General features: G+C 68.6%; 31 protein-coding genes. All 31 read left to right on the top strand.

Annotation, left to right across the window (positions count from 1 at the left end; genetic code table 11):
- Positions 1-76: 76 nt before the first annotated feature.
- The 31 genes from rpsJ (at position 77) to rpsD (ending at position 17,391) form a co-directional block, all read left to right on the top strand.
- On the top strand, positions 77-385 hold the full coding sequence (gene rpsJ, locus G6553_RS17055; protein ID WP_154615492.1) for a 30S ribosomal protein S10: 309 nt from the start codon (positions 77-79) through the stop codon (positions 383-385).
- Between the two features lie 11 nt (positions 386-396).
- Positions 397-1,068: a 50S ribosomal protein L3 gene (gene rplC / locus G6553_RS17050; protein WP_166195688.1), complete on the top strand. Its 672-nt coding sequence runs from the start codon at positions 397-399 to the stop codon at positions 1,066-1,068.
- A 2-nt stretch (positions 1,069-1,070) separates the two neighbouring features.
- The gene (gene rplD / locus G6553_RS17045; protein WP_166195686.1) at positions 1,071-1,742 is read left to right on the top strand and encodes a 50S ribosomal protein L4; all 672 of its coding nucleotides are present in this window, start codon (positions 1,071-1,073) and stop codon (positions 1,740-1,742) included.
- Complete coding sequence (gene rplW / locus G6553_RS17040; protein WP_166195684.1) at positions 1,739-2,044, top strand: 50S ribosomal protein L23; 306 nt, start codon at positions 1,739-1,741, stop codon at positions 2,042-2,044. Before rplD ends, rplW begins: the two co-directional genes overlap by 4 nt.
- Before the next feature lie 31 nt (positions 2,045-2,075).
- Positions 2,076-2,912, top strand: coding sequence for a 50S ribosomal protein L2 (rplB, locus tag G6553_RS17035; RefSeq protein ID WP_166195682.1), 837 nt, complete (start codon positions 2,076-2,078; stop codon positions 2,910-2,912).
- Between the two features lie 5 nt (positions 2,913-2,917).
- Positions 2,918-3,199: a 30S ribosomal protein S19 gene (gene rpsS / locus G6553_RS17030; protein WP_154615500.1), complete on the top strand. Its 282-nt coding sequence runs from the start codon at positions 2,918-2,920 to the stop codon at positions 3,197-3,199.
- Positions 3,196-3,636 carry a 50S ribosomal protein L22 gene (gene rplV, locus G6553_RS17025; RefSeq protein WP_166195680.1) on the top strand — a complete coding sequence of 147 codons (441 nt, stop codon included), beginning with the start codon at positions 3,196-3,198 and terminating at the stop codon, positions 3,634-3,636. The genes rpsS and rplV overlap by 4 nt, the downstream gene beginning before the upstream one ends.
- Positions 3,636-4,475, top strand: coding sequence for a 30S ribosomal protein S3 (gene rpsC / locus G6553_RS17020; RefSeq protein WP_166195678.1), 840 nt, complete (start codon positions 3,636-3,638; stop codon positions 4,473-4,475). Before rplV ends, rpsC begins: the two co-directional genes overlap by 1 nt.
- A 4-nt stretch (positions 4,476-4,479) precedes the next feature.
- Complete coding sequence (gene rplP, locus G6553_RS17015; protein WP_166195676.1) at positions 4,480-4,899, top strand: 50S ribosomal protein L16; 420 nt, start codon at positions 4,480-4,482, stop codon at positions 4,897-4,899.
- Positions 4,899-5,144, top strand: a complete 246-nt coding sequence (gene rpmC, locus G6553_RS17010; protein ID WP_154615509.1) for a 50S ribosomal protein L29 — start codon at positions 4,899-4,901, stop codon at positions 5,142-5,144. Before rplP ends, rpmC begins: the two co-directional genes overlap by 1 nt.
- A complete protein-coding gene (gene rpsQ, locus G6553_RS17005) occupies positions 5,141-5,416 on the top strand; it encodes a 30S ribosomal protein S17 (RefSeq protein ID WP_166195674.1) in 276 nt (91 codons plus the stop codon). The genes rpmC and rpsQ overlap by 4 nt, the downstream gene beginning before the upstream one ends.
- Before the next feature lie 97 nt (positions 5,417-5,513).
- On the top strand, positions 5,514-5,882 hold the full coding sequence (gene rplN, locus G6553_RS17000; RefSeq protein ID WP_116570784.1) for a 50S ribosomal protein L14: 369 nt from the start codon (positions 5,514-5,516) through the stop codon (positions 5,880-5,882).
- A gap of 3 nt (positions 5,883-5,885) precedes the next feature.
- Complete coding sequence (gene rplX, locus G6553_RS16995) at positions 5,886-6,245, top strand: 50S ribosomal protein L24 (protein ID WP_242680588.1); 360 nt, start codon at positions 5,886-5,888, stop codon at positions 6,243-6,245.
- Positions 6,245-6,817 carry a 50S ribosomal protein L5 gene (gene rplE / locus G6553_RS16990; protein WP_166195672.1) on the top strand — a complete coding sequence of 191 codons (573 nt, stop codon included), beginning with the start codon at positions 6,245-6,247 and terminating at the stop codon, positions 6,815-6,817. The genes rplX and rplE overlap by 1 nt, the downstream gene beginning before the upstream one ends.
- Position 6,818: 1 nt before the next feature.
- A complete protein-coding gene (locus tag G6553_RS16985) occupies positions 6,819-7,004 on the top strand; it encodes a type Z 30S ribosomal protein S14 (protein WP_011757321.1) in 186 nt (61 codons plus the stop codon).
- 79 nt (positions 7,005-7,083) lie between these two features.
- Positions 7,084-7,491, top strand: a complete 408-nt coding sequence (gene rpsH / locus G6553_RS16980) for a 30S ribosomal protein S8 (protein ID WP_166195670.1) — start codon at positions 7,084-7,086, stop codon at positions 7,489-7,491.
- A 30-nt stretch (positions 7,492-7,521) separates the two neighbouring features.
- Positions 7,522-8,061 (top strand): 50S ribosomal protein L6, encoded by a 540-nt coding sequence (rplF, locus tag G6553_RS16975; protein ID WP_166195668.1) that lies wholly within the window; start codon positions 7,522-7,524, stop codon positions 8,059-8,061.
- A gap of 2 nt (positions 8,062-8,063) precedes the next feature.
- Positions 8,064-8,447, top strand: coding sequence for a 50S ribosomal protein L18 (rplR, locus tag G6553_RS16970; protein WP_166195694.1), 384 nt, complete (start codon positions 8,064-8,066; stop codon positions 8,445-8,447).
- 61 nt (positions 8,448-8,508) lie between these two features.
- Positions 8,509-9,129, top strand: coding sequence for a 30S ribosomal protein S5 (rpsE, locus tag G6553_RS16965; protein WP_166195666.1), 621 nt, complete (start codon positions 8,509-8,511; stop codon positions 9,127-9,129).
- Positions 9,129-9,311, top strand: coding sequence for a 50S ribosomal protein L30 (gene rpmD, locus G6553_RS16960; RefSeq protein WP_165228353.1), 183 nt, complete (start codon positions 9,129-9,131; stop codon positions 9,309-9,311). Before rpsE ends, rpmD begins: the two co-directional genes overlap by 1 nt.
- Position 9,312: 1 nt before the next feature.
- Positions 9,313-9,753 (top strand): 50S ribosomal protein L15, encoded by a 441-nt coding sequence (gene rplO, locus G6553_RS16955; RefSeq protein WP_166195664.1) that lies wholly within the window; start codon positions 9,313-9,315, stop codon positions 9,751-9,753.
- 189 nt (positions 9,754-9,942) lie between these two features.
- On the top strand, positions 9,943-11,238 hold the full coding sequence (gene secY, locus G6553_RS16950; protein ID WP_166195663.1) for a preprotein translocase subunit SecY: 1,296 nt from the start codon (positions 9,943-9,945) through the stop codon (positions 11,236-11,238).
- The gene (locus G6553_RS16945; RefSeq protein ID WP_166195661.1) at positions 11,235-11,810 is read left to right on the top strand and encodes an adenylate kinase; all 576 of its coding nucleotides are present in this window, start codon (positions 11,235-11,237) and stop codon (positions 11,808-11,810) included. Before secY ends, G6553_RS16945 begins: the two co-directional genes overlap by 4 nt.
- A 40-nt stretch (positions 11,811-11,850) precedes the next feature.
- On the top strand, positions 11,851-12,687 hold the full coding sequence (map, locus tag G6553_RS16940; RefSeq protein ID WP_347565777.1) for a type I methionyl aminopeptidase: 837 nt from the start codon (positions 11,851-11,853) through the stop codon (positions 12,685-12,687).
- Between the two features lie 202 nt (positions 12,688-12,889).
- Complete coding sequence (locus tag G6553_RS16935; RefSeq protein WP_166195657.1) at positions 12,890-13,888, top strand: TerC family protein; 999 nt, start codon at positions 12,890-12,892, stop codon at positions 13,886-13,888.
- Between the two features lie 43 nt (positions 13,889-13,931).
- On the top strand, positions 13,932-15,008 hold the full coding sequence (locus G6553_RS16930; RefSeq protein ID WP_166195655.1) for an LLM class flavin-dependent oxidoreductase: 1,077 nt from the start codon (positions 13,932-13,934) through the stop codon (positions 15,006-15,008).
- A 322-nt stretch (positions 15,009-15,330) separates the two neighbouring features.
- Positions 15,331-15,552 (top strand): translation initiation factor IF-1, encoded by a 222-nt coding sequence (gene infA, locus G6553_RS16925; protein WP_011757309.1) that lies wholly within the window; start codon positions 15,331-15,333, stop codon positions 15,550-15,552.
- Between the two features lie 29 nt (positions 15,553-15,581).
- A complete protein-coding gene (gene rpmJ, locus G6553_RS16920) occupies positions 15,582-15,695 on the top strand; it encodes a 50S ribosomal protein L36 (protein WP_056862094.1) in 114 nt (37 codons plus the stop codon).
- Between the two features lie 179 nt (positions 15,696-15,874).
- On the top strand, positions 15,875-16,249 hold the full coding sequence (rpsM, locus tag G6553_RS16915) for a 30S ribosomal protein S13 (RefSeq protein ID WP_154615534.1): 375 nt from the start codon (positions 15,875-15,877) through the stop codon (positions 16,247-16,249).
- A gap of 95 nt (positions 16,250-16,344) precedes the next feature.
- Positions 16,345-16,752 (top strand): 30S ribosomal protein S11, encoded by a 408-nt coding sequence (rpsK, locus tag G6553_RS16910; RefSeq protein ID WP_166195653.1) that lies wholly within the window; start codon positions 16,345-16,347, stop codon positions 16,750-16,752.
- Between the two features lie 30 nt (positions 16,753-16,782).
- A complete protein-coding gene (gene rpsD, locus G6553_RS16905; RefSeq protein WP_166195651.1) occupies positions 16,783-17,391 on the top strand; it encodes a 30S ribosomal protein S4 in 609 nt (202 codons plus the stop codon).
- Positions 17,392-17,408 lie beyond the last annotated feature (17 nt).

Genomic DNA, 17,408 nt, shown 5'->3' with positions numbered 1-17,408 from the left:
GGGCGGGACCGACCCAAACCGGGGGACGTCCCGGGACATGCACGCGGCAGATGAGAAGTAAGGACGAGAGAGACCTATGGCGGGACAGAAGATCCGCATCAGGCTCAAGGCCTATGACCACGAGGTGATCGACACCTCGGCGCGGAAGATCGTGGACACGGTGACCCGCACGGGCGCCCGCGTGGCCGGCCCGGTGCCGCTGCCGACGGAGAAGAACGTCTTCGTCGTCATCCGCTCGCCGCACAAGTACAAGGACTCCCGCGAGCACTTCGAGATGCGCACCCACAAGCGCCTCATCGACATCATCGACCCCACGCCGAAGACCGTCGACTCGCTCATGCGCCTCGACCTCCCGGCCGGCGTCGACATCGAGATCAAGCTCTGAGGTCTGACGAGATGACTATCGAACGCAACGTGAAGGGCCTGCTGGGCACCAAGCTCGGCATGACCCAGGTCTGGGACGAGAACAACCGCATCGTCCCCGTGACCGTGGTCGCCGCGACCACCAACGTCGTCACCCAGGTCCGCACGCCCGAGACCGACGGCTACAACGCCGTCCAGGTCGGGTTCGGCGAGATCGAGGGCCGCAAGGTCACCAAGCCGCAGGCCGGGCACTTCGCCAAGGCCGGCACGACGCCCCGCCGCCACCTGCTGGAGATCCGCACGGCCGACGCCACGTCGTACACCGTGGGCCAGGAGCTCTCCGTCGACACCTTCGCCGCCGGCGACGAGGTCGACGTGACGGGCACCAGCAAGGGCAAGGGCTTCGCCGGAACGATGAAGCGGCACGGCTTCTCCGGTGTCTCCGCCTCGCACGGTGCCCACCGCAACCACCGCAAGCCGGGCTCCATCGGCGCCTGCGCCACGCCGGGCCACGTCTTCAAGGGCACGCGGATGTCGGGCCGGATGGGCAACGACACCGTCACGACCCAGGGCATGACCGTCCACGCGGTCGACGCCGAGAAGGGCCTGATCCTGCTCAAGGGCGCCGTCCCCGGCCCGAAGGGCGGCCTCGTGGTCGTCCGCTCGGCTGCCAAGAGCACCGTTTCTACTGGCAAGGAGGCGTGAGCATGCCCGCCAAGACCGTCAAGGTCGACCTTCCTGCCGAGATCTTCGACGTTGCCGTCAACGTCCCGCTGATCCACCAGGTCGTCGTCGCCCAGCAGGCCGCTGCCCGTCAGGGCACGCACGCCACCAAGACCCGCGGCGAGGTCCGCGGTGGTGGTCGCAAGCCCTACAAGCAGAAGGGCACCGGCCGCGCCCGCCAGGGCTCGACCCGCGCTCCGCAGTTCGCCGGCGGTGGCACCGTCCACGGCCCGCAGCCGCGCAGCTACGACCAGCGCACCCCCAAGAAGATGAAGGCCGCCGCGCTGCGCGGTGCCCTCTCCGACCGGGCGCGCAACGGCCGCATCCACGTGGTCGACGGCCTGGTCGAGGGCACCACGCCCTCCACCAAGGCCGCGATCGCCGCGCTGACCGGCCTCGCCGACCGCACCCGCTTCCTCGTGGTGCTCGAGCGCACCGACACCGTCACCTGGCTGTCGCTGCGCAACGCCCCCGAGGTGCACATCGTCGCCGTCGACCAGCTCAACACCTACGACGTGCTGGCCTCCGACGACGTGGTCTTCACCCAGGGCGCGTACGACGCGTTCGTCACCGGTGCCGCCCGCGCCTCCGAGCGCAAGGCGACCATCGTCGAGGCCCCGGCCGTCGACGCGCAGAACGAGGAGGCCTCCCAGTGAGCACCCTGCACAAGGACCACCGCGACGTGCTGCTCGCGCCGGTCGTCTCGGAGAAGAGCTACGGGCTCCTCGACGCGAACAAGTACACGTTCCTGGTGCGCCCGGACGCCAACAAGACCGAGATCAAGATCGCGGTCGAGAAGATCTTCGGCGTCAAGGTCACCTCCGTGAACACGATCAACCGCCCCGGCAAGACGCGCCGCACCCGCACGGGCACCGGCAAGCGCAAGGACACCAAGCGCGCGATCGTCAGCCTCGCCGAGGGCCACCGCATCGACATCTTCGGAGGTCCGGTCTCCTGACCGGGCACCCAGGACTAGAGGACTGAGCTAAATGGCTATCCGCAAGTACAAGCCGACCACCCCGGGCCGTCGTGGCTCGTCGGTCGCCGACTTCGTCGAGATCACCCGGACCACGCCGGAGAAGTCGCTGACGCGGCCGCTGCCCAAGAAGGGCGGCCGCAACAACCAGGGCCGGATCACCACCCGGCACCAGGGCGGCGGGCACAAGCGTGCCTACCGGATCATCGACTTCCGTCGCTACGACAAGGACGGCGTGCCGGCCAAGGTCGCGCACATCGAGTACGACCCCAACCGCACCGCGCGCATCGCGCTGCTGCACTACGCCGACGGCGAGAAGCGCTACATCATCGCGCCGAAGGGCCTGACGCAGGGCACCGCGGTCGAGTCCGGCCCGAACGCCGACATCAAGCCCGGCAACAACCTGCCGCTGCGCAACATCCCGGTCGGCTCGACCATCCACTGCGTGGAGCTGCGGCCCGGCGGCGGCGCGAAGATCGCCCGCTCCGCCGGCAACAGTGCCCAGCTGGTCGCCCGTGAGGGCAGCCGCGCCACGCTGCGCATGCCCTCGGGCGAGATGCGCTTCGTCGACGTGCGCTGCCGCGCCACGGTCGGCGAGGTCGGCAACGCCGAGCAGTCGAACATCAACTGGGGCAAGGCCGGCCGCATGCGCTGGAAGGGCAAGCGCCCGACCGTCCGCGGTGTCGTCATGAACCCGGTCGACCACCCGCACGGTGGTGGCGAGGGCAAGACCTCGGGTGGTCGTCACCCGGTGTCCCCCTGGGGCAAGCCCGAGGGCCGCACGCGCAAGCGCAAGGCCTCCGACTCCCAGATCATTCGTCGCCGCAAGTCCGGCAAGGGTAGGAAGTAACTGACATGCCTCGCAGCCTGAAGAAGGGCCCCTTCGTCGACGACCACCTGATGAAGAAGGTGGACGCCGAGAACGACAAGGGCACCCACAACGTCATCAAGACCTGGTCGCGCCGCTCGATGATCGTCCCGGCGATGATCGGCCACACGATCGCCGTCCACGACGGCCGCAAGCACGTGCCGGTCTTCGTGACCGACTCGATGGTCGGCCACAAGCTCGGCGAGTTCGCCCCCACCCGCACCTACCGCGGGCACGTCAAGGAAGACCGGAAGGGACGCCGTCGATGAGTGTCACCGAACGTCAGCGCACGAGCGCGCGCCGCGAGTCGCTCCTCGGCGACCAGCCCGGCGCCTTCGCGAGCGCCCGCTTCACGCGGATCACGCCGATGAAGGCCCGCCGCGTCGTGGACATGGTCCGCGGCATGGCCGTCGACGACGCCCTCGCCCTGCTCCAGTTCGCCCCGCAGGCGGCGTCCGAGACCGTCTACAAGGTCCTCGAGAGCGCCATCGCGAACGCCGAGACCACCGAGGGCCTCGACCGGGCCGACCTGGTCGTCTCGGTCGCCCTGGTCGACGAGGGTCCGACGATGAAGCGGTGGCGCCCCCGCGCCCAGGGTCGTGCGACGCGCATCAACAAGCGCACGAGCCACATCACGCTGGTCGTCCAGCCGGCTGCCGTGGTCGCGGAGAAGAAGACCGCCCGGAAGAACGGAAAGAGTGCCTGATGGGCCAGAAGATCAACCCGAACGGCTTCCGCCTCGGCATCTCCACCGACCACAAGTCGCGGTGGTACGCCGACAAGCTGTACAAGTCCTACGTCGGCGAGGACGTCGCGATCCGCAAGCTGCTCTCCAAGGGCATGGAGCGGGCCGGCATCTCCAAGGTCGAGATCGAGCGCACGCGTGACCGCGTCCGGGTGGACATCCACACCGCGCGTCCCGGCATCGTCATCGGCCGCCGTGGCGCCGAGGCCGACCGCATCCGCGGTGAGCTCGAGAAGCTGACCGGCAAGCAGGTGCAGCTCAACATCCTCGAGGTCAAGAGCCCCGAGGTCGACGCGCAGCTGGTCGCCCAGGGCGTCGCCGAGCAGCTCTCCGGCCGTGTGCAGTTCCGCCGCGCGATGCGCAAGGCGATGCAGACGACGATGCGCTCGGGTGCCAAGGGCATCCGGATCCAGTGCTCGGGCCGCCTCAACGGCGCCGAGATGTCGCGCACGGAGTTCTACCGCGAGGGTCGCGTCCCGCTGCACACCCTGCGCGCGGACATCGACTACGGCTTCTACGAGGCACGCACGACCTTCGGCCGCATCGGCGTGAAGGTCTGGATCTACAAGGGCGAGGTCGCCGGCACCCGTGCCGAGCGCCAGGCCCAGGCCGCTGCGCGCGCCGGTGTCCCCGGCCGCGGTGGCCGTCCGACCCGTGGCGGCGAGCGCCCGAGCCGTGGCTCGCGCGGCGACCGTCCCACCCGTTCCGACCGTGGCGGCGACGCCCCGGCCGTGACCGAGGCGCCGGCCGGCGGCGACACCGCCCAGGCCACGACCCCGGCCGAGACCCAGGAGGGCTGACCTCATGCTGATGCCCCGTCGTGTCAAGCACCGCAAGCAGCACCACCCCAAGCGGACCGGTATGGCCAAGGGTGGCACCACGCTCGCGTTCGGTGAGTTCGGCATCCAGGCGATCGAGGGTCACTACGTGACCAACCGCCAGATCGAGTCGGCGCGTATCGCGATGACGCGCCACATCAAGCGTGGCGGCAAGGTGTGGATCAACATCTACCCCGACCGTCCGCTGACCAAGAAGCCGGCCGAGACCCGCATGGGTTCCGGCAAGGGCTCCCCCGAGTGGTGGGTGGCGAACGTCAAGCCCGGCCGCGTCATGTTCGAACTCTCCGGTGTCACCGAGGACGTCGCTCGCGAGGCCATGCGCCGCGCGATGCACAAGCTCCCGATGAAGTGCCGGTTCATCTCGCGAGAGGCGGGTGAATTCTGATGGCCAACAGCACCAAGGCCCACGAGCTCGACGAGCTCAACGACGTCGACCTCGAGGCGAAGCTGCGCGAGGCCAAGGAGGAGCTGTTCAACCTCCGTTTCCAGGCGGCCACCGGCCAGCTGGAGAGCCACGGCCGGCTCCGCACGGTCAAGAAGGACATCGCCCGGATCTACACGGTGGTGCGCGAGCGCGAGCTCGGCATCCGCACGGCTCCCGGGACCGACAACGAGGATGGTGCCGCATGAGCGAGCAGACCCCGACCGCGGAGCGCAGCTCCCGCAAGGTCCGCGAGGGCCTGGTCGTCAGCGACAAGATGGACAAGACCGTGGTCGTGTCCGTCGAGGACCGCGTCAAGCACGCGCTGTACGGCAAGGTCATGCGCCGCACGAGCAAGCTCAAGGCGCACGACGAGGCCAACGAGTGCGGCATCGGTGACCGCGTGCTCCTCATGGAGACCCGGCCGCTGTCGGCGACCAAGCGCTGGCGCGTCGTCCAGATCCTCGAGAAGGCCAAGTAACACCCTCACCGCCCACCGGCGGGAGGTCCACGACAAGTTCGGCCAGGCTCGTCGACCGTGAGTCGTCGAGAACCGGCACGACAACCAGGAGAGACTGATGATCCAGCAGGAGTCGCGACTCAAGGTCGCCGACAACACCGGTGCGAAGGAGATTCTCTGCATCCGTGTTCTCGGTGGCTCGGGTCGGCGCTACGCCGGTATCGGCGACGTCATCGTCGCCACCGTGAAGGACGCGATCCCCGGTGGCAACGTCAAGAAGGGTGACGTCGTCAAGGCCGTCGTCGTGCGCACCGTCAAGGAGCGCCGCCGTGCCGACGGCTCGTACATCCGCTTCGACGAGAACGCCGCCGTGATCCTCAAGAACGACGGCGAGCCGCGAGGCACCCGAATCTTCGGCCCCGTGGGCCGCGAGCTGCGCGAGAAGAAGTTCATGAAGATCATCTCGCTCGCGCCGGAGGTGCTCTGAGCCATGGCGAAGAACATGAACATCAAGAAGGGCGACACCGTCAAGGTGATCGCCGGCAAGGACAAGGGTGCCGAGGGCAAGGTCATCCAGGTGCTCCGTGAGGAGGACCGGGTGATCGTCGAGGGCGTCAACCGGATCAAGCGGCACACCAAGGCCGTCAACACCGGTGGCACCAACAGCACCGGCGGGATCATCACCGCCGAGGCCCCCATCCACGTCTCCAACGTGATGCTCGTTGAGGACGACGGCGTGACCCGCGTCGGCTTCCGCCGCGACGAGGTCACCAAGCGCCGCCCCGACGGCTCGACGTACGAGGCCGAGCGCAGCGTCCGCATCTCGCGCAAGACCGGCAAGGAAATCTGATGACCGAGACCCAGACCTCCGCCGCCGCCACCCCGCGGCTGAAGACGCGGTACCGCGAGGAGATCCTCCCGGCGCTGCAGAGCGAGTTCGAGATCGGCAACGTCATGCAGGTCCCCGGTCTCGTGAAGATCGTGGTCAACATGGGTGTCGGCGAGGCTGCTCGCGACTCCAAGCTGATCGAGGGCGCTGTCCGCGACCTCACCGCGATCACCGGCCAGAAGCCGCTGGTGACCAAGGCCCGCAAGTCCATCGCCCAGTTCAAGCTGCGCGAGGGCATGCCGATCGGTGCGCACACCACGCTGCGCGGCGACCGGATGTGGGAGTTCCTGGACCGCCTGCTGTCGATCGCGCTGCCGCGCATCCGCGACTTCCGCGGCCTCTCGCCCAAGCAGTTCGACGGCCGTGGCAACTACACCTTCGGTCTGACCGAGCAGGTCATGTTCCACGAGATCGACCAGGACCGGATCGACCGGTCGCGGGGCATGGACATCACGATCGTGACCACGGCCACCAACGACGACCAGGGTCGGGCGCTGCTCAAGCAGCTCGGCTTCCCGTTCAAGGAGAACTGACATGGCGAAGACCGCTCTCAAGGTCAAGGCCGCGCGCAAGCCGAAGTTCGCGGTCCGCGGCTATACCCGCTGCCAGCGCTGCGGCCGGCCCAAGGCCGTCTACCGCAAGTTCGGCCTCTGCCGCATCTGCCTGCGGGAGATGGCGCACCGCGGCGAGCTGCCCGGCGTGACCAAGTCCTCCTGGTAATCAACCCCCGACAACGATCGCTGCAGGTCGCACCTGAGATGCAGGTGCGAAACCACGGTGGAGAAAGGGCCTCACGGCCATGACGATGACTGACCCCATCGCAGACATGCTCACTCGTCTGCGCAACGCCAACCAGGCGTACCACGACGCGGTTTCCATGCCGTACAGCAAGCTCAAGCAGGGCGTCGCGGAGATCCTCCAGCAGGAGGGTTACATCACCTCCTTCGAGGTGAAGGAGCCGACCGAGGGCGAGGTCGGCAAGACGCTGACCATCACCCTCAAGTACGGCCGCAACCGCGAGCGCTCCATCGCGGGCGTCCGCCGCATCAGCAAGCCCGGCCTCCGGGTCTACGCCAAGCACACGGGTCTCCCGAAGGTGCTCGGCGGCCTGGGCGTCGCGATCATCTCGACGAGCCAGGGCCTGCTGACCGACCGCCAGGCCAACCAGAAGGGCGTGGGTGGGGAAGTCCTCGCCTACGTCTGGTGACGACGAGATCAGCGAAGGAGAACTAGAAGCATGTCGCGTATTGGCAAGCTCCCCGTCGCGGTCCCGTCCGGCGTCGACGTGGCGATCGACGGCCCGGTGGTGACGGTCAAGGGCCCCAAGGGCACCCTGACCCACACCGTCGCCGCGCCGATCACCGTCGAGCAGGGCGAGGGCGTCCTCGACGTCAAGCGCCCCGACGACGAGCGCATCAGCAAGTCCCTGCACGGCCTGACCCGCACCCTGGTCAACAACATGGTCGTCGGTGTCACCGAGGGCTACGAGAAGAAGCTCGAGATCGTGGGCGTCGGTTACCGCGTCCTGTCCAAGGGCCCCACGCAGCTGGAGTTCCAGCTCGGCTACTCGCACTCGATCGTGTTCGACGCCCCCGAGGGCATCACGTTCACCGTCGAGGGTCCGACCAAGCTCGGTGTCCAGGGCATCGACAAGCAGCTCGTCGGCGAGACCGCCGCGAAGATCCGCAAGCTGCGCAAGCCCGAGCCCTACAAGGGCAAGGGCGTCCGTTACGCCGGCGAGCAGATCCGCCGCAAGGTCGGAAAGGCTGGTAAGTGACCATGGCCATCTCGCTCAAGAACAACAAGCACACCGCTGCCCGGGTCAAGTCGCGCCTGCGTCGCCAGGTCCGCGGCCGGAAGAAGGTCGCCGGCTCCGCCGAGCGTCCCCGCCTGGTCGTCACCCGTTCGAGCAAGCACATCACCGTGCAGGTCGTCGACGACAACGTCGGCAAGACCCTCGCGTACGCCTCCTCCATGGAGTCGGACCTGCGGGGCTTCGACGGTGACAAGACCGCCAAGGCCAAGCGCGTCGGCGAGCTCGTCGCCGAGCGGGCCAAGGCGGCCGGGATCGACGGGGTCGTCTTCGACCGCGCCGGCAACAAGTACCACGGTCGCGTCGCGGCCCTGGCGGACGGCGCCCGTGAGGGCGGCCTGACCTTCTGATCGCAAACACACGGGGGGCGCCCCCGTGGACCCCCGAAGTGCAAGGAAAGAGGAAAGTCTCATGAGCGGAGCCCAGCGCAGTCAGCGCGGTGGCGAGCGCCGAGGCAACCGCGACGACCGTCGCGGTGGCCAGGCTGCTGACAAGACCGCCTACATCGAGCGCGTCGTTGCGATCAACCGTGTCGCCAAGGTCGTGAAGGGTGGTCGTCGCTTCAGCTTCACCGCCCTGGTCATCGTCGGTGACGGCGAGGGCATGGTCGGTGTCGGCTACGGGAAGGCCAAGGAGGTGCCTGCGGCGATCGCCAAGGGTGTCGAGGAGGCGAAGAAGCACTTCTTCCGCGTCCCCCGCATCCAGGGCACGATCCCTCACCCCGTCCAGGGCGAGAAGGCGGCCGGCGTCGTCATGCTGCGTCCGGCCGCGCCCGGTACCGGCGTCATCGCCGGTGGCCCGGTGCGTGCGGTCCTCGAGGCCGCCGGCATCCACGACATCCTGAGCAAGTCGCTCGGGTCGTCGAACCAGATCAACATCGTCCACGCGACGGTCGAGGCCCTGAAGATGCTGGAGCAGCCCGAGGCTGTCGCCGCGCGTCGTGGCCTGCCGGTCGAGGACGTCGCCCCGGCGGCGCTCCTCAAGGCGCGCATGGAGATCCCCGCGGGTGTCTCCGAGGAGGTGTCCTCCTGATGGCGCAGCTGAAGGTCCAGCAGAAGAAGTCCACGATCGGCTGCAAGGCCAACCAGCGCGAGACCCTGCGCACGCTCGGTCTCAAGCGGATCGGCGACGTGGTCGTCAAGGAGGACCGCCCGGAGATCCGCGGCATGGTCCACACCGTCCGTCACCTGGTGACGGTCGAGGAGGTCGACTGACATGACGCTCAAGCTGCACCACCTGCGCCCCGCCCCGGGTGCCAAGACCGCCAAGACCCGCGTGGGTCGCGGTGAGGGCTCCAAGGGCAAGACCGCGGGCCGCGGTACCAAGGGCACCAAGGCTCGCTACCAGGTCCCCTCCGCCTTCGAGGGTGGCCAGATGCCGCTGCACATGCGGCTGCCGAAGCTCAAGGGCTTCAAGAATCCCTTCAAGGTGGAGTTCCAGGTCGTGAACCTCGACCGGCTGGGCGAGCTGTTCCCCGAGGGTGGCACCGTCACCGTCGCGGACCTCGTCGCCCGTGGCGCCGTCCGCGACGGCCACCCGGTGAAGGTCCTCGGCCAGGGCGACATCTCGGTCAAGGTCGACGTGAGCGCGAACGCGTTCTCGGCCTCGGCCAAGGAGAAGATCGAGGCTGCAGGCGGCACCACCACCGTCCTGTGATCGTTGTCCCGGGAGGGGCGCGGCGCGGTTGCTGAGTCCAGCATGCGCACCGCGCCCCTCTCGCGCATCACCAGCTCCATCCACGTCCCGAGCACCCCGGCCGGGACCGTGGCGGCGTCACCTGCCTGTTAGGCTTCCGGGGCTCGCCGGCCGTCGAGAGGCGGCTCCAGCAGGGAAAAGAGGAACTTCGTGCTCAGCGCGTTCGTGAACGCATTCCGGACTCCGGACCTGCGGCGCAAGCTGCTCTTCGTCCTGATGATCGTGGCGATCTTCAGGCTGGGGTCGCAGATCCCCGCCCCGGGTGTGAATGTCGCCAACGTCCAGAACTGCATCGCGCAGGTCGAGGACAACAGCGTCTACAACCTGATCAACCTGTTCTCCGGCGGGGCGCTCCTCCAGCTGACGGTCTTCGCGCTGGGGATCATGCCCTACATCACCGCCAGCATCATCCTGCAGCTGCTCGTCGTGGTCATCCCACGGCTCGAAGCGCTGAAGAAGGAGGGCCAGGCGGGCCAGACCAAGATCACGCAGTACACCCGGTACCTGACGCTGGGCCTCGCGGTCCTCCAGGCCACCGGCATCGTCGCCCTCGCCCGCTCGGGCAACCTGCTCCAGGGCTGCACCGAGCCGCTGCTGCACAGCAACGGCACCGGCACGTTCCTGGTCCTCGTCGTCACCATGACCGCGGGCACCGCGGTGATCATGTGGCTCGGCGAGCTCATCACCGAGCGCGGCGTCGGCAACGGCATGTCGATCCTCATCTTCACCCAGGTCGTCGCGACCTTCCCGGCCTCCATGTGGGACGTCCAGAAGCAGCAGGGCTGGTGGATGTTCGGCGTCGTCATGGTCGTCGGTCTCGTGATCGTCGCCGCGGTCATCTTCATCGAGCAGGCGCAGCGCCGGATCCCGGTGCAGTACGCCCGCCGGATGGTGGGCCGCAAGATGTTCGGCGGCAGCTCGACCTACATCCCGCTGAAGGTCAACCAGGCCGGCATCATCCCCGTCATCTTCGCCTCGTCGCTGCTCTACCTGCCGGCGATGGCGGTGCAGTTCAACCAGAACGCCGACTCCGCGGTCATCCGGTGGATCAACAAGTACTTCGTCACCGGCGACAACCCGCTCTACATGGCGACGTTCTTCCTGCTCATCGTCTTCTTCACCTACTTCTACGTGTCGATCACCTTCAACCCCAACGAGGTGGCCGACAACATGAAGAAGTACGGCGGCTTCATCCCCGGGATCCGGGCGGGCAAGCCGACCGAGGACTACCTGTCCTACGTCCTGTCCCGCATCACGTTCCCGGGTGCGATCTACCTGGGCCTGATCTCCCTGATCCCGCTGATCGCCCTGGTGCTCATCAACGCCAACCAGAACTTCCCGTTCGGCGGCACGTCGATCCTCATCATGGTCGGCGTCGCCCTGGACACGGTGAAGCAGATCGAGAGCCAGCTGCAGCAGCGCAACTACGAAGGGTTCCTCCGTTGAGGCTGATCCTGATGGGCCCCCCGGGCGCCGGCAAGGGCACCCAGGCGAAGTTCGTCGCCGAGCACTTCGGCGTCCCGGCGATCTCGACCGGCGACATCTTCCGCGCGAACGTCTCCGAGGGCACCGAGCTCGGCATCGAGGCCAAGCGGTACATGGACGCGGGGGAGTACGTCCCCGACGAGGTCACCAACAAGATGGTGCGCAACCGCATCGACGAGGACGACGCGAAGCCGGGGTTCCTGCTCGACGGCTACCCGCGGACGCTCGCCCAGGTCGAGGAGCTCGACGGGATGATCGCCTTCACCGGCCACTCCCTCGACGCGGTCGTGTGCCTGACCGTCGACGCCGACGAGATCGTCCAGCGCCTGCTGCAGCGCGCCCAGGTCGAGGGCCGCGCCGACGACACCGAGGACGTCATCCGCCGGCGCCAGGAGGTCTACGCCGAGCAGACCGAGCCGCTGATCGAGGTCTACCGCGAGCGCGGGATCCTGATCTCGGTGGACGGCATGGGCCCGGTCGACGAGGTCACCTCGCGGATCTTCGCCGCGCTCGACGACGTCCAGCAGTCCTGACGCGACCGACCATCGATGGCGACCGGCTGAGAGGGCTGCGGTGATGGGGCTGCGCGACCGGGGCGTCGAGATCAAGTCGCCCGAGCAGATCGCGGCGATGCGGCGCGCCGGGCTGGTCGTGGGGGAGACCCTCGAGCTGCTGCGCGGGCACGTCCGGGCGGGTGTGAGCACCCGCGAGCTGGACGCCGTCGCCGAGGACAACATCCGCTCCTCGGGCGCCACGCCGTCGTTCCTCGGCTACCACGGGTTCCCGGGCTCCATCTGTGCGTCGGTCAACGACGAGGTGGTCCACGGCATCCCGGGTGACCGGGTGCTCGCCGAGGGCGACGTCGTCTCCATCGACTGCGGCGCGATCATGCCCGACGACTCCGGGCAGGGCTGGCACGGCGACGCCGCGATCACGGTCGCGGTCGGTGCGGTGCGCGACGAGGTCACGGAGCTGATGCGGGTGACCGAGGAGGCGATGTGGCGGGGGATCGCCGCCGCTCGTCTCGGCGGTCGCGTCACCGACATCTCCGCCGCCGTCGAGCGGCACGTCCGCTCCCAGGGGTCCTACGGCATCCTCGAGGACTACACCGGCCACGGCATCGGCTCGGCGATGCACCAGCCGCCGGACGTCCCGAACTACGGCCGCGCCGGTCGCGGGCCCAAGCTGGTGCGCGGGCTCGCCCTGGCGGTCGAGCCGATGGTCACCCTCGGCGGGAAGGACGTCTCGACGCTCGATGACGACTGGACCGTGGTCGCCGACGACGGCAGCTGGGCGGCGCACTTCGAGCACACGTTCACGCTGACCGAGGACGGCGCCTGGGTGCTGACCGCGCTCGACGGCGGCGAGGCCGCCCTGACGGCGCTCGGCGTCCCCTTCGGCGGCCGCTGACCGACCTGAGCAGGCTCGCCCGCGGCGCTGGTGGGTAACGGGTGCCCGGGCCCGTGCGAAGATGTGCCGGCAGGGGGGAGTATTCCTTCGCCGCGGTCTCGTCAGCACGTCCGGTGATCAGAACCGGTCCGGGGTCGTGGGTCGCGACGGCGGCGGAAGAGACCTCTGACGCTCCGTCATCCGCCTGACCAGGAGGAACCCTGTGGAAGTCTCCGCCCTCGAGTGGGGCATCACGATCACCGTCACGTGCGCGGTGCTGCTCTTCGACGTCATCCTCATCGCGCGCCGGCCGCACGTGCCGTCGATGCGCGAGTGCACCATCGCCTTCATCATCTACATGGCCGCGGCCGGGGTCTTCGGCATCTGGACCTGGGGCTTCCACGGCCAGGAGTACGGCGTCGACTTCTACACGGGCTTCATCGTCGAGAAGAGCCTCTCGGTCGACAACCTGTTCGTGTTCATCGTCTTGATGTCGGCGCTGGCCGTGCCCCGGAAGTACCAGCAGGAAGCCCTGATGGTGGGCATCATCCTGGCGCTGATCTTCCGCGGCATCTTCATCGCGCTGGGCTACGCGCTCATCGAGAACTTCAGCTGGGTCTTCTACGTCTTCGGCGCGTTCCTCATCTACACCGCGGTCAACCTGCTGCGGTCCTACCGCAAGCACGAGGAGCAGCATCCCGAGGACTCCAAGGTCGTCGAGTTCTCCCGCAAGCACCTCAACGTGGGCGACAATTGGCACGGCCTCAAGCTGTTCTACAAGGAGAACGGCGTCCGGTACGCCTCGCCGATGCTGATCGTCATCATCGCGCTCGGTGCCACCGACCTGCTGTTCGCGCTCGACTCCATCCCGGCGATCTTCGGCATCACCCAGGAGCCGTACCTCGTCTTCACCGCGAACGTCTTCGCGCTGATGGGCCTGCGCCAGCTGTACTTCCTCATCGGCGGGCTGCTCCAGCGCCTGGTCTACCTCTCGCTGGGCCTGTCGTTCATCCTGGCCTGGATCGGCGCGAAGCTGATCATCCACGCGCTCTACAAGAGCGGCGTGCTGGACTGGGAGGTGCCCACGCTGCTGAGCCTGGCCGTCATCCTGGTGACGCTCGCCGTCACGGCGCTCGCGAGCCTGGCCAAGACCAGGTCCGACGAGCGGACCGAGGTCGCGGCGACGGACTCCACCACCCCGGCACCCAAGCCGAAGGACTGAGGCGCTCGGAATAGGGCGGGGCCGCGGCGGCGTTCCTCGAGGGATGACCGACCACAGCCCCGCCCTGTCCGTGCTCGACCTGGTCCCGGTGCGCGGGGACCAGACGACGACCGACGCCCTGCGGTCGTCCACGGCGCTGGCGCGGACGGCCGACCGGCTCGGCTACCGCCGCTACTGGGTCGCCGAGCACCACAACATGGCCGCCGTCGCGGCGACCAACCCGCCGGTCCTCATCGGCATGCTGGCCGCGGCGACCGAGCGGATCCGCGTCGGGTCGGGCGGGGTCATGCTCCCCAACCATGCGCCGCTGGTGGTCGCCGAGCAGTTCGCGCTGCTGGAGGCTGCCTTCCCCGGCCGCATCGACCTGGGCATCGGCCGCGCGCCGGGCACCGACCCGGTGACCAGCTGGGCGCTGCGACACGGGGCCGGCGGGGTGAGCGACGAGGCGGTCGCCCGCTTCCCGGAGTACGTCGAGAACGTGCTTGCCATGATGGACACCGCCGGCGTCGGGATCTCGGTGCAGGGTCGCACCCACGCGCTCAGGGCGACACCGGCCGCGACGTCCGTGCCGACCATCTGGCTGCTCGGGTCCTCGGACTACTCCGCCCGCCTGGCCGCAGAGAAGGGCATGCCCTACGTCTTCGCCCACCACTTCTCCGGGCAGGGGACCGCCGAGGCGCTCGAGCTCTACCGCAGCAGCTTCCGGCCCTCCGCGGACCGTGGCCCCGGGCTGACGGAGCCGCGGACGTTCCTGACCGTCAACGCGGTCGTGGCCGACGACGCCGAGGAGGCGCGCCGGCTCGCGCTGCCGCAGCTGCAGATGATGCTCGAGCTGCGCACGGGCCAGCCGCTCGGTCCCGGCCGGCTGGTCGAGGAGGCCGAGAAGGTCCAGGCCGAGATGCCGGCCGCGCACCGGGAGCTGGTCGACAAGATGGCCGCGAAGTGGATCATCGGCGGGCCCGAGGAGTCCCGGGCGCGGCTGGCCGAGCTCGCGGCGACGTACGGCGTCGACGAGGTCATGGTGGCACCGGTGGCAGCGGCGTACGTCGGCACCGACCCGGCCGCGAGCCCGGCGCGCGAGCGCACCCTCGAGCTGCTCGCGGATCGCGCCGCCTCCTGACCGCGCCCGTGGCGGCACGCCGGGGGACCGCGCTGCGCCAGGCACGGATTCGTGTTATGGGAGCGGGTGCGCCTAGACTGCAACGTCGGCCCAACGTGGGTCTGCTTCGTGGCGCCTCGCGGCTGCCCGAGCGCACACGGCGTCCCGCTCCTCGGAGCGCTCGTCCGTGCGTCCGGGATGAGGGCCACAGGCGGCTGCACGAGGTCCACCGGCCCGCTGGCGACAGCGAGCCGGAGGTTCCCGGGCCACCCGCAGGCGGTCCGCGCCGCCAGCGGTGCACGACACGGTGGACGACCGACCGAGACAACAGATTGTGGAGGACATGCCGAAGAAAGAAGGCGTGATCGAGATCGAGGGCACCGTCGTGGAGGCCCTGCCCAACGCCATGTTCCGCGTCGAGCTGAGCAACGGCCACAAGGTTCTCGCCCACATCAGCGGCAAGATGCGCCAGCACTACATCCGGATCCTCCCCGAGGACCGCGTGGTGGTGGAGCTCTCGCCGTACGACCTCACGCGGGGTCGCATCGTCTACCGCTACAAGTGAGCAGCCGACCCACCAGAAGGGCCTGAACCGTGAAGGTCAACCCCAGCGTCAAGAAGATCTGCGACAAGTGCCAGGTGATCCGTCGCCACGGCCGCGTCATGGTCATCTGCGAGAACCCTCGCCACAAGCAGCGCCAGGGCTGAGCACCCGCTCCTCCCCGCTGCCGCCGGCCGCCTGCGGCCGCGCACAACCGAACACCACAACGTGATCGCTCACCTGCCGCGAGGCAGGTCAACCACCTCCGGTGCAGAGGCCGGAGCCTGGTCCACCGACCAGGGCGCGACACGACCGACACCTCTGCGGAACTGCAAAGGAACGCCACATGGCACGCCTCGTTGGTGTGGACCTCCCGCGCGACAAGCGCATCGAGATCGCACTCACCTACATCTACGGCATCGGCCGTACCCGCTCCCAGCAGCTGCTCGCGGCCACCGGGGTCAACCCGAACACCCGCGTCCACGAGCTGGGGGACGAGGAGCTGGTCAAGCTCCGCGACGAGATCGAGTCCAACTTCAAGATCGAGGGTGACCTCCGTCGCGAGGTCCAGGCGGACATCCGTCGCAAGATCGAGATCGGCAGCTACCAGGGTCGCCGCCACCGCATGGGCCTCCCGGTCCGCGGTCAGCGCACCAAGACCAACGCGCGCACCCGCAAGGGTCCCAAGCGCACGGTTGCCGGCAAGAAGAAGGCCAAGTGACCCGACTGGTCCCGACCCGGTCGCACAGCGACCGCATCGACCAGCCGTTGGCACTGCCTTCCCCCTCACAGACCAGCTAACTCAGGAGATACTGCATGCCTCCCAAGAGCCGCACCGCGGCCGGCGCCAAGAAGGTGCGCCGCAAGGAGAAGAAGAACGTCGCCCAGGGCGAGGCCCACATCAAGAGCACGTTCAACAACACCATCGTCACGATCACCGACCCCACCGGCGCGGTGATCTCGTGGGCCTCGGCCGGCACCGTCGGCTTCAAGGGCTCGCGCAAGTCCACCCCGTTCGCCGCGCAGATGGCCGCCGAGGCCGCCGGTCGTCGGGCGATGGAGCACGGCATGAAGAAGATCGACGTCTTCGTGAAGGGCCCGGGCTCGGGCCGCGAGACGGCGATCCGTTCGCTGGGTGCGATCGGCCTCGAGGTCGGCACCATCCAGGACGTCACGCCCGCTCCCCACAACGGCTGCCGCCCGCCCAAGCGCCGCCGCGTCTGATCGCCCGCTGAGAACAGGAGACTTTGAGAAATGGCCCGTTACACCGGCCCCATGACCCGGAAGTCGCGCCGTCTCGGCGTCGACCTCGTCGGCGGTGACGGCGCGTTCGAGCGTCGTCCCTACCCCCCCGGCCAGCACGGCCGCGCGCGCATCAAGGAGAGCGAGTACCGCCTCCAGCTGCACGAGAAGCAGAAGGCCCGCTTCACGTACGGCGTGATGGAGAAGCAGTTCGCGAACTACTACACCGAGGCCTCGCGTCGCGGCGGCAAGACCGGCGACAACCTGCTCCAGCTGCTGGAGTGCCGCCTCGACAACGTGGTCTACCGCGCGGGCTTCGCCCGGACCCGCCGCCACGCCCGCCAGCTGGTCGTCCACGGCCACTTCAAGGTCAACGGCAAGAAGGTCGACATCCCCTCCTACCAGGTCTCCGCGCACGACGTCATCGACGTCCGCGAGAAGTCCCTGGAGATGACCCCGTTCATCGTGGCTCGCGAGACCCACGGCGAGCGCGTCGTCCCCGCCTGGCTCGAGGCGCTGCCGAGCCGCATGCGGATCCTCGTCCACCAGCTGCCCGTCCGGGCCCAGATCGACATCCCGGTCCAGGAGCAGCTGATCGTGGAGTACTACTCGAAGAAGTGACGCAAGGGGGCGCAGCC

The organism is Nocardioides sp. IC4_145, from assembly GCF_011250565.1.
GTDB lineage: Bacteria > Actinomycetota > Actinomycetes > Propionibacteriales > Nocardioidaceae > Nocardioides.
Note: the sequence above shows the minus strand (reverse complement) of the source record. Positions and strands in the feature narration are given on the sequence as shown.

Excerpts from the sequence above, each read along its gene's own strand:
- rplP (WP_166195676.1), top strand. The coding sequence starts at position 4,480 with ATGCTGATGCCCCGTCGTGTCAAGCACCGCAAGCAGCACCACCCCAAG.
- rplD (WP_166195686.1), top strand. The coding sequence starts at position 1,071 with ATGCCCGCCAAGACCGTCAAGGTCGACCTTCCTGCCGAGATCTTCGAC.
- rplF (WP_166195668.1), top strand. The coding sequence starts at position 7,522 with ATGTCGCGTATTGGCAAGCTCCCCGTCGCGGTCCCGTCCGGCGTCGAC.
- rplC (WP_166195688.1), top strand. The coding sequence starts at position 397 with ATGACTATCGAACGCAACGTGAAGGGCCTGCTGGGCACCAAGCTCGGC.
- G6553_RS16930 (WP_166195655.1), top strand. The coding sequence starts at position 13,932 with ATGACCGACCACAGCCCCGCCCTGTCCGTGCTCGACCTGGTCCCGGTG.
- rpsK (WP_166195653.1), top strand. The coding sequence starts at position 16,345 with ATGCCTCCCAAGAGCCGCACCGCGGCCGGCGCCAAGAAGGTGCGCCGC.
- rpmC (WP_154615509.1), top strand. The coding sequence starts at position 4,899 with ATGGCCAACAGCACCAAGGCCCACGAGCTCGACGAGCTCAACGACGTC.
- rpsD (WP_166195651.1), top strand. The coding sequence starts at position 16,783 with ATGGCCCGTTACACCGGCCCCATGACCCGGAAGTCGCGCCGTCTCGGC.
- rplR (WP_166195694.1), top strand. The coding sequence starts at position 8,064 with ATGGCCATCTCGCTCAAGAACAACAAGCACACCGCTGCCCGGGTCAAG.
- rpsS (WP_154615500.1), top strand. The coding sequence starts at position 2,918 with ATGCCTCGCAGCCTGAAGAAGGGCCCCTTCGTCGACGACCACCTGATG.
- rplN (WP_116570784.1), top strand. The coding sequence starts at position 5,514 with ATGATCCAGCAGGAGTCGCGACTCAAGGTCGCCGACAACACCGGTGCG.
- rplV (WP_166195680.1), top strand. The coding sequence starts at position 3,196 with ATGAGTGTCACCGAACGTCAGCGCACGAGCGCGCGCCGCGAGTCGCTC.
- rpsQ (WP_166195674.1), top strand. The coding sequence starts at position 5,141 with ATGAGCGAGCAGACCCCGACCGCGGAGCGCAGCTCCCGCAAGGTCCGC.
- rpmD (WP_165228353.1), top strand. The coding sequence starts at position 9,129 with ATGGCGCAGCTGAAGGTCCAGCAGAAGAAGTCCACGATCGGCTGCAAG.
- rpsM (WP_154615534.1), top strand. The coding sequence starts at position 15,875 with ATGGCACGCCTCGTTGGTGTGGACCTCCCGCGCGACAAGCGCATCGAG.
- rpsJ (WP_154615492.1), top strand. The coding sequence starts at position 77 with ATGGCGGGACAGAAGATCCGCATCAGGCTCAAGGCCTATGACCACGAG.
- rplE (WP_166195672.1), top strand. The coding sequence starts at position 6,245 with ATGACCGAGACCCAGACCTCCGCCGCCGCCACCCCGCGGCTGAAGACG.
- G6553_RS16985 (WP_011757321.1), top strand. The coding sequence starts at position 6,819 with ATGGCGAAGACCGCTCTCAAGGTCAAGGCCGCGCGCAAGCCGAAGTTC.
- rpsH (WP_166195670.1), top strand. The coding sequence starts at position 7,084 with ATGACGATGACTGACCCCATCGCAGACATGCTCACTCGTCTGCGCAAC.
- rpsE (WP_166195666.1), top strand. The coding sequence starts at position 8,509 with ATGAGCGGAGCCCAGCGCAGTCAGCGCGGTGGCGAGCGCCGAGGCAAC.
- rplB (WP_166195682.1), top strand. The coding sequence starts at position 2,076 with ATGGCTATCCGCAAGTACAAGCCGACCACCCCGGGCCGTCGTGGCTCG.
- rpsC (WP_166195678.1), top strand. The coding sequence starts at position 3,636 with ATGGGCCAGAAGATCAACCCGAACGGCTTCCGCCTCGGCATCTCCACC.
- rplX (WP_242680588.1), top strand. The coding sequence starts at position 5,886 with ATGGCGAAGAACATGAACATCAAGAAGGGCGACACCGTCAAGGTGATC.
- rplO (WP_166195664.1), top strand. The coding sequence starts at position 9,313 with ATGACGCTCAAGCTGCACCACCTGCGCCCCGCCCCGGGTGCCAAGACC.
- infA (WP_011757309.1), top strand. The coding sequence starts at position 15,331 with ATGCCGAAGAAAGAAGGCGTGATCGAGATCGAGGGCACCGTCGTGGAG.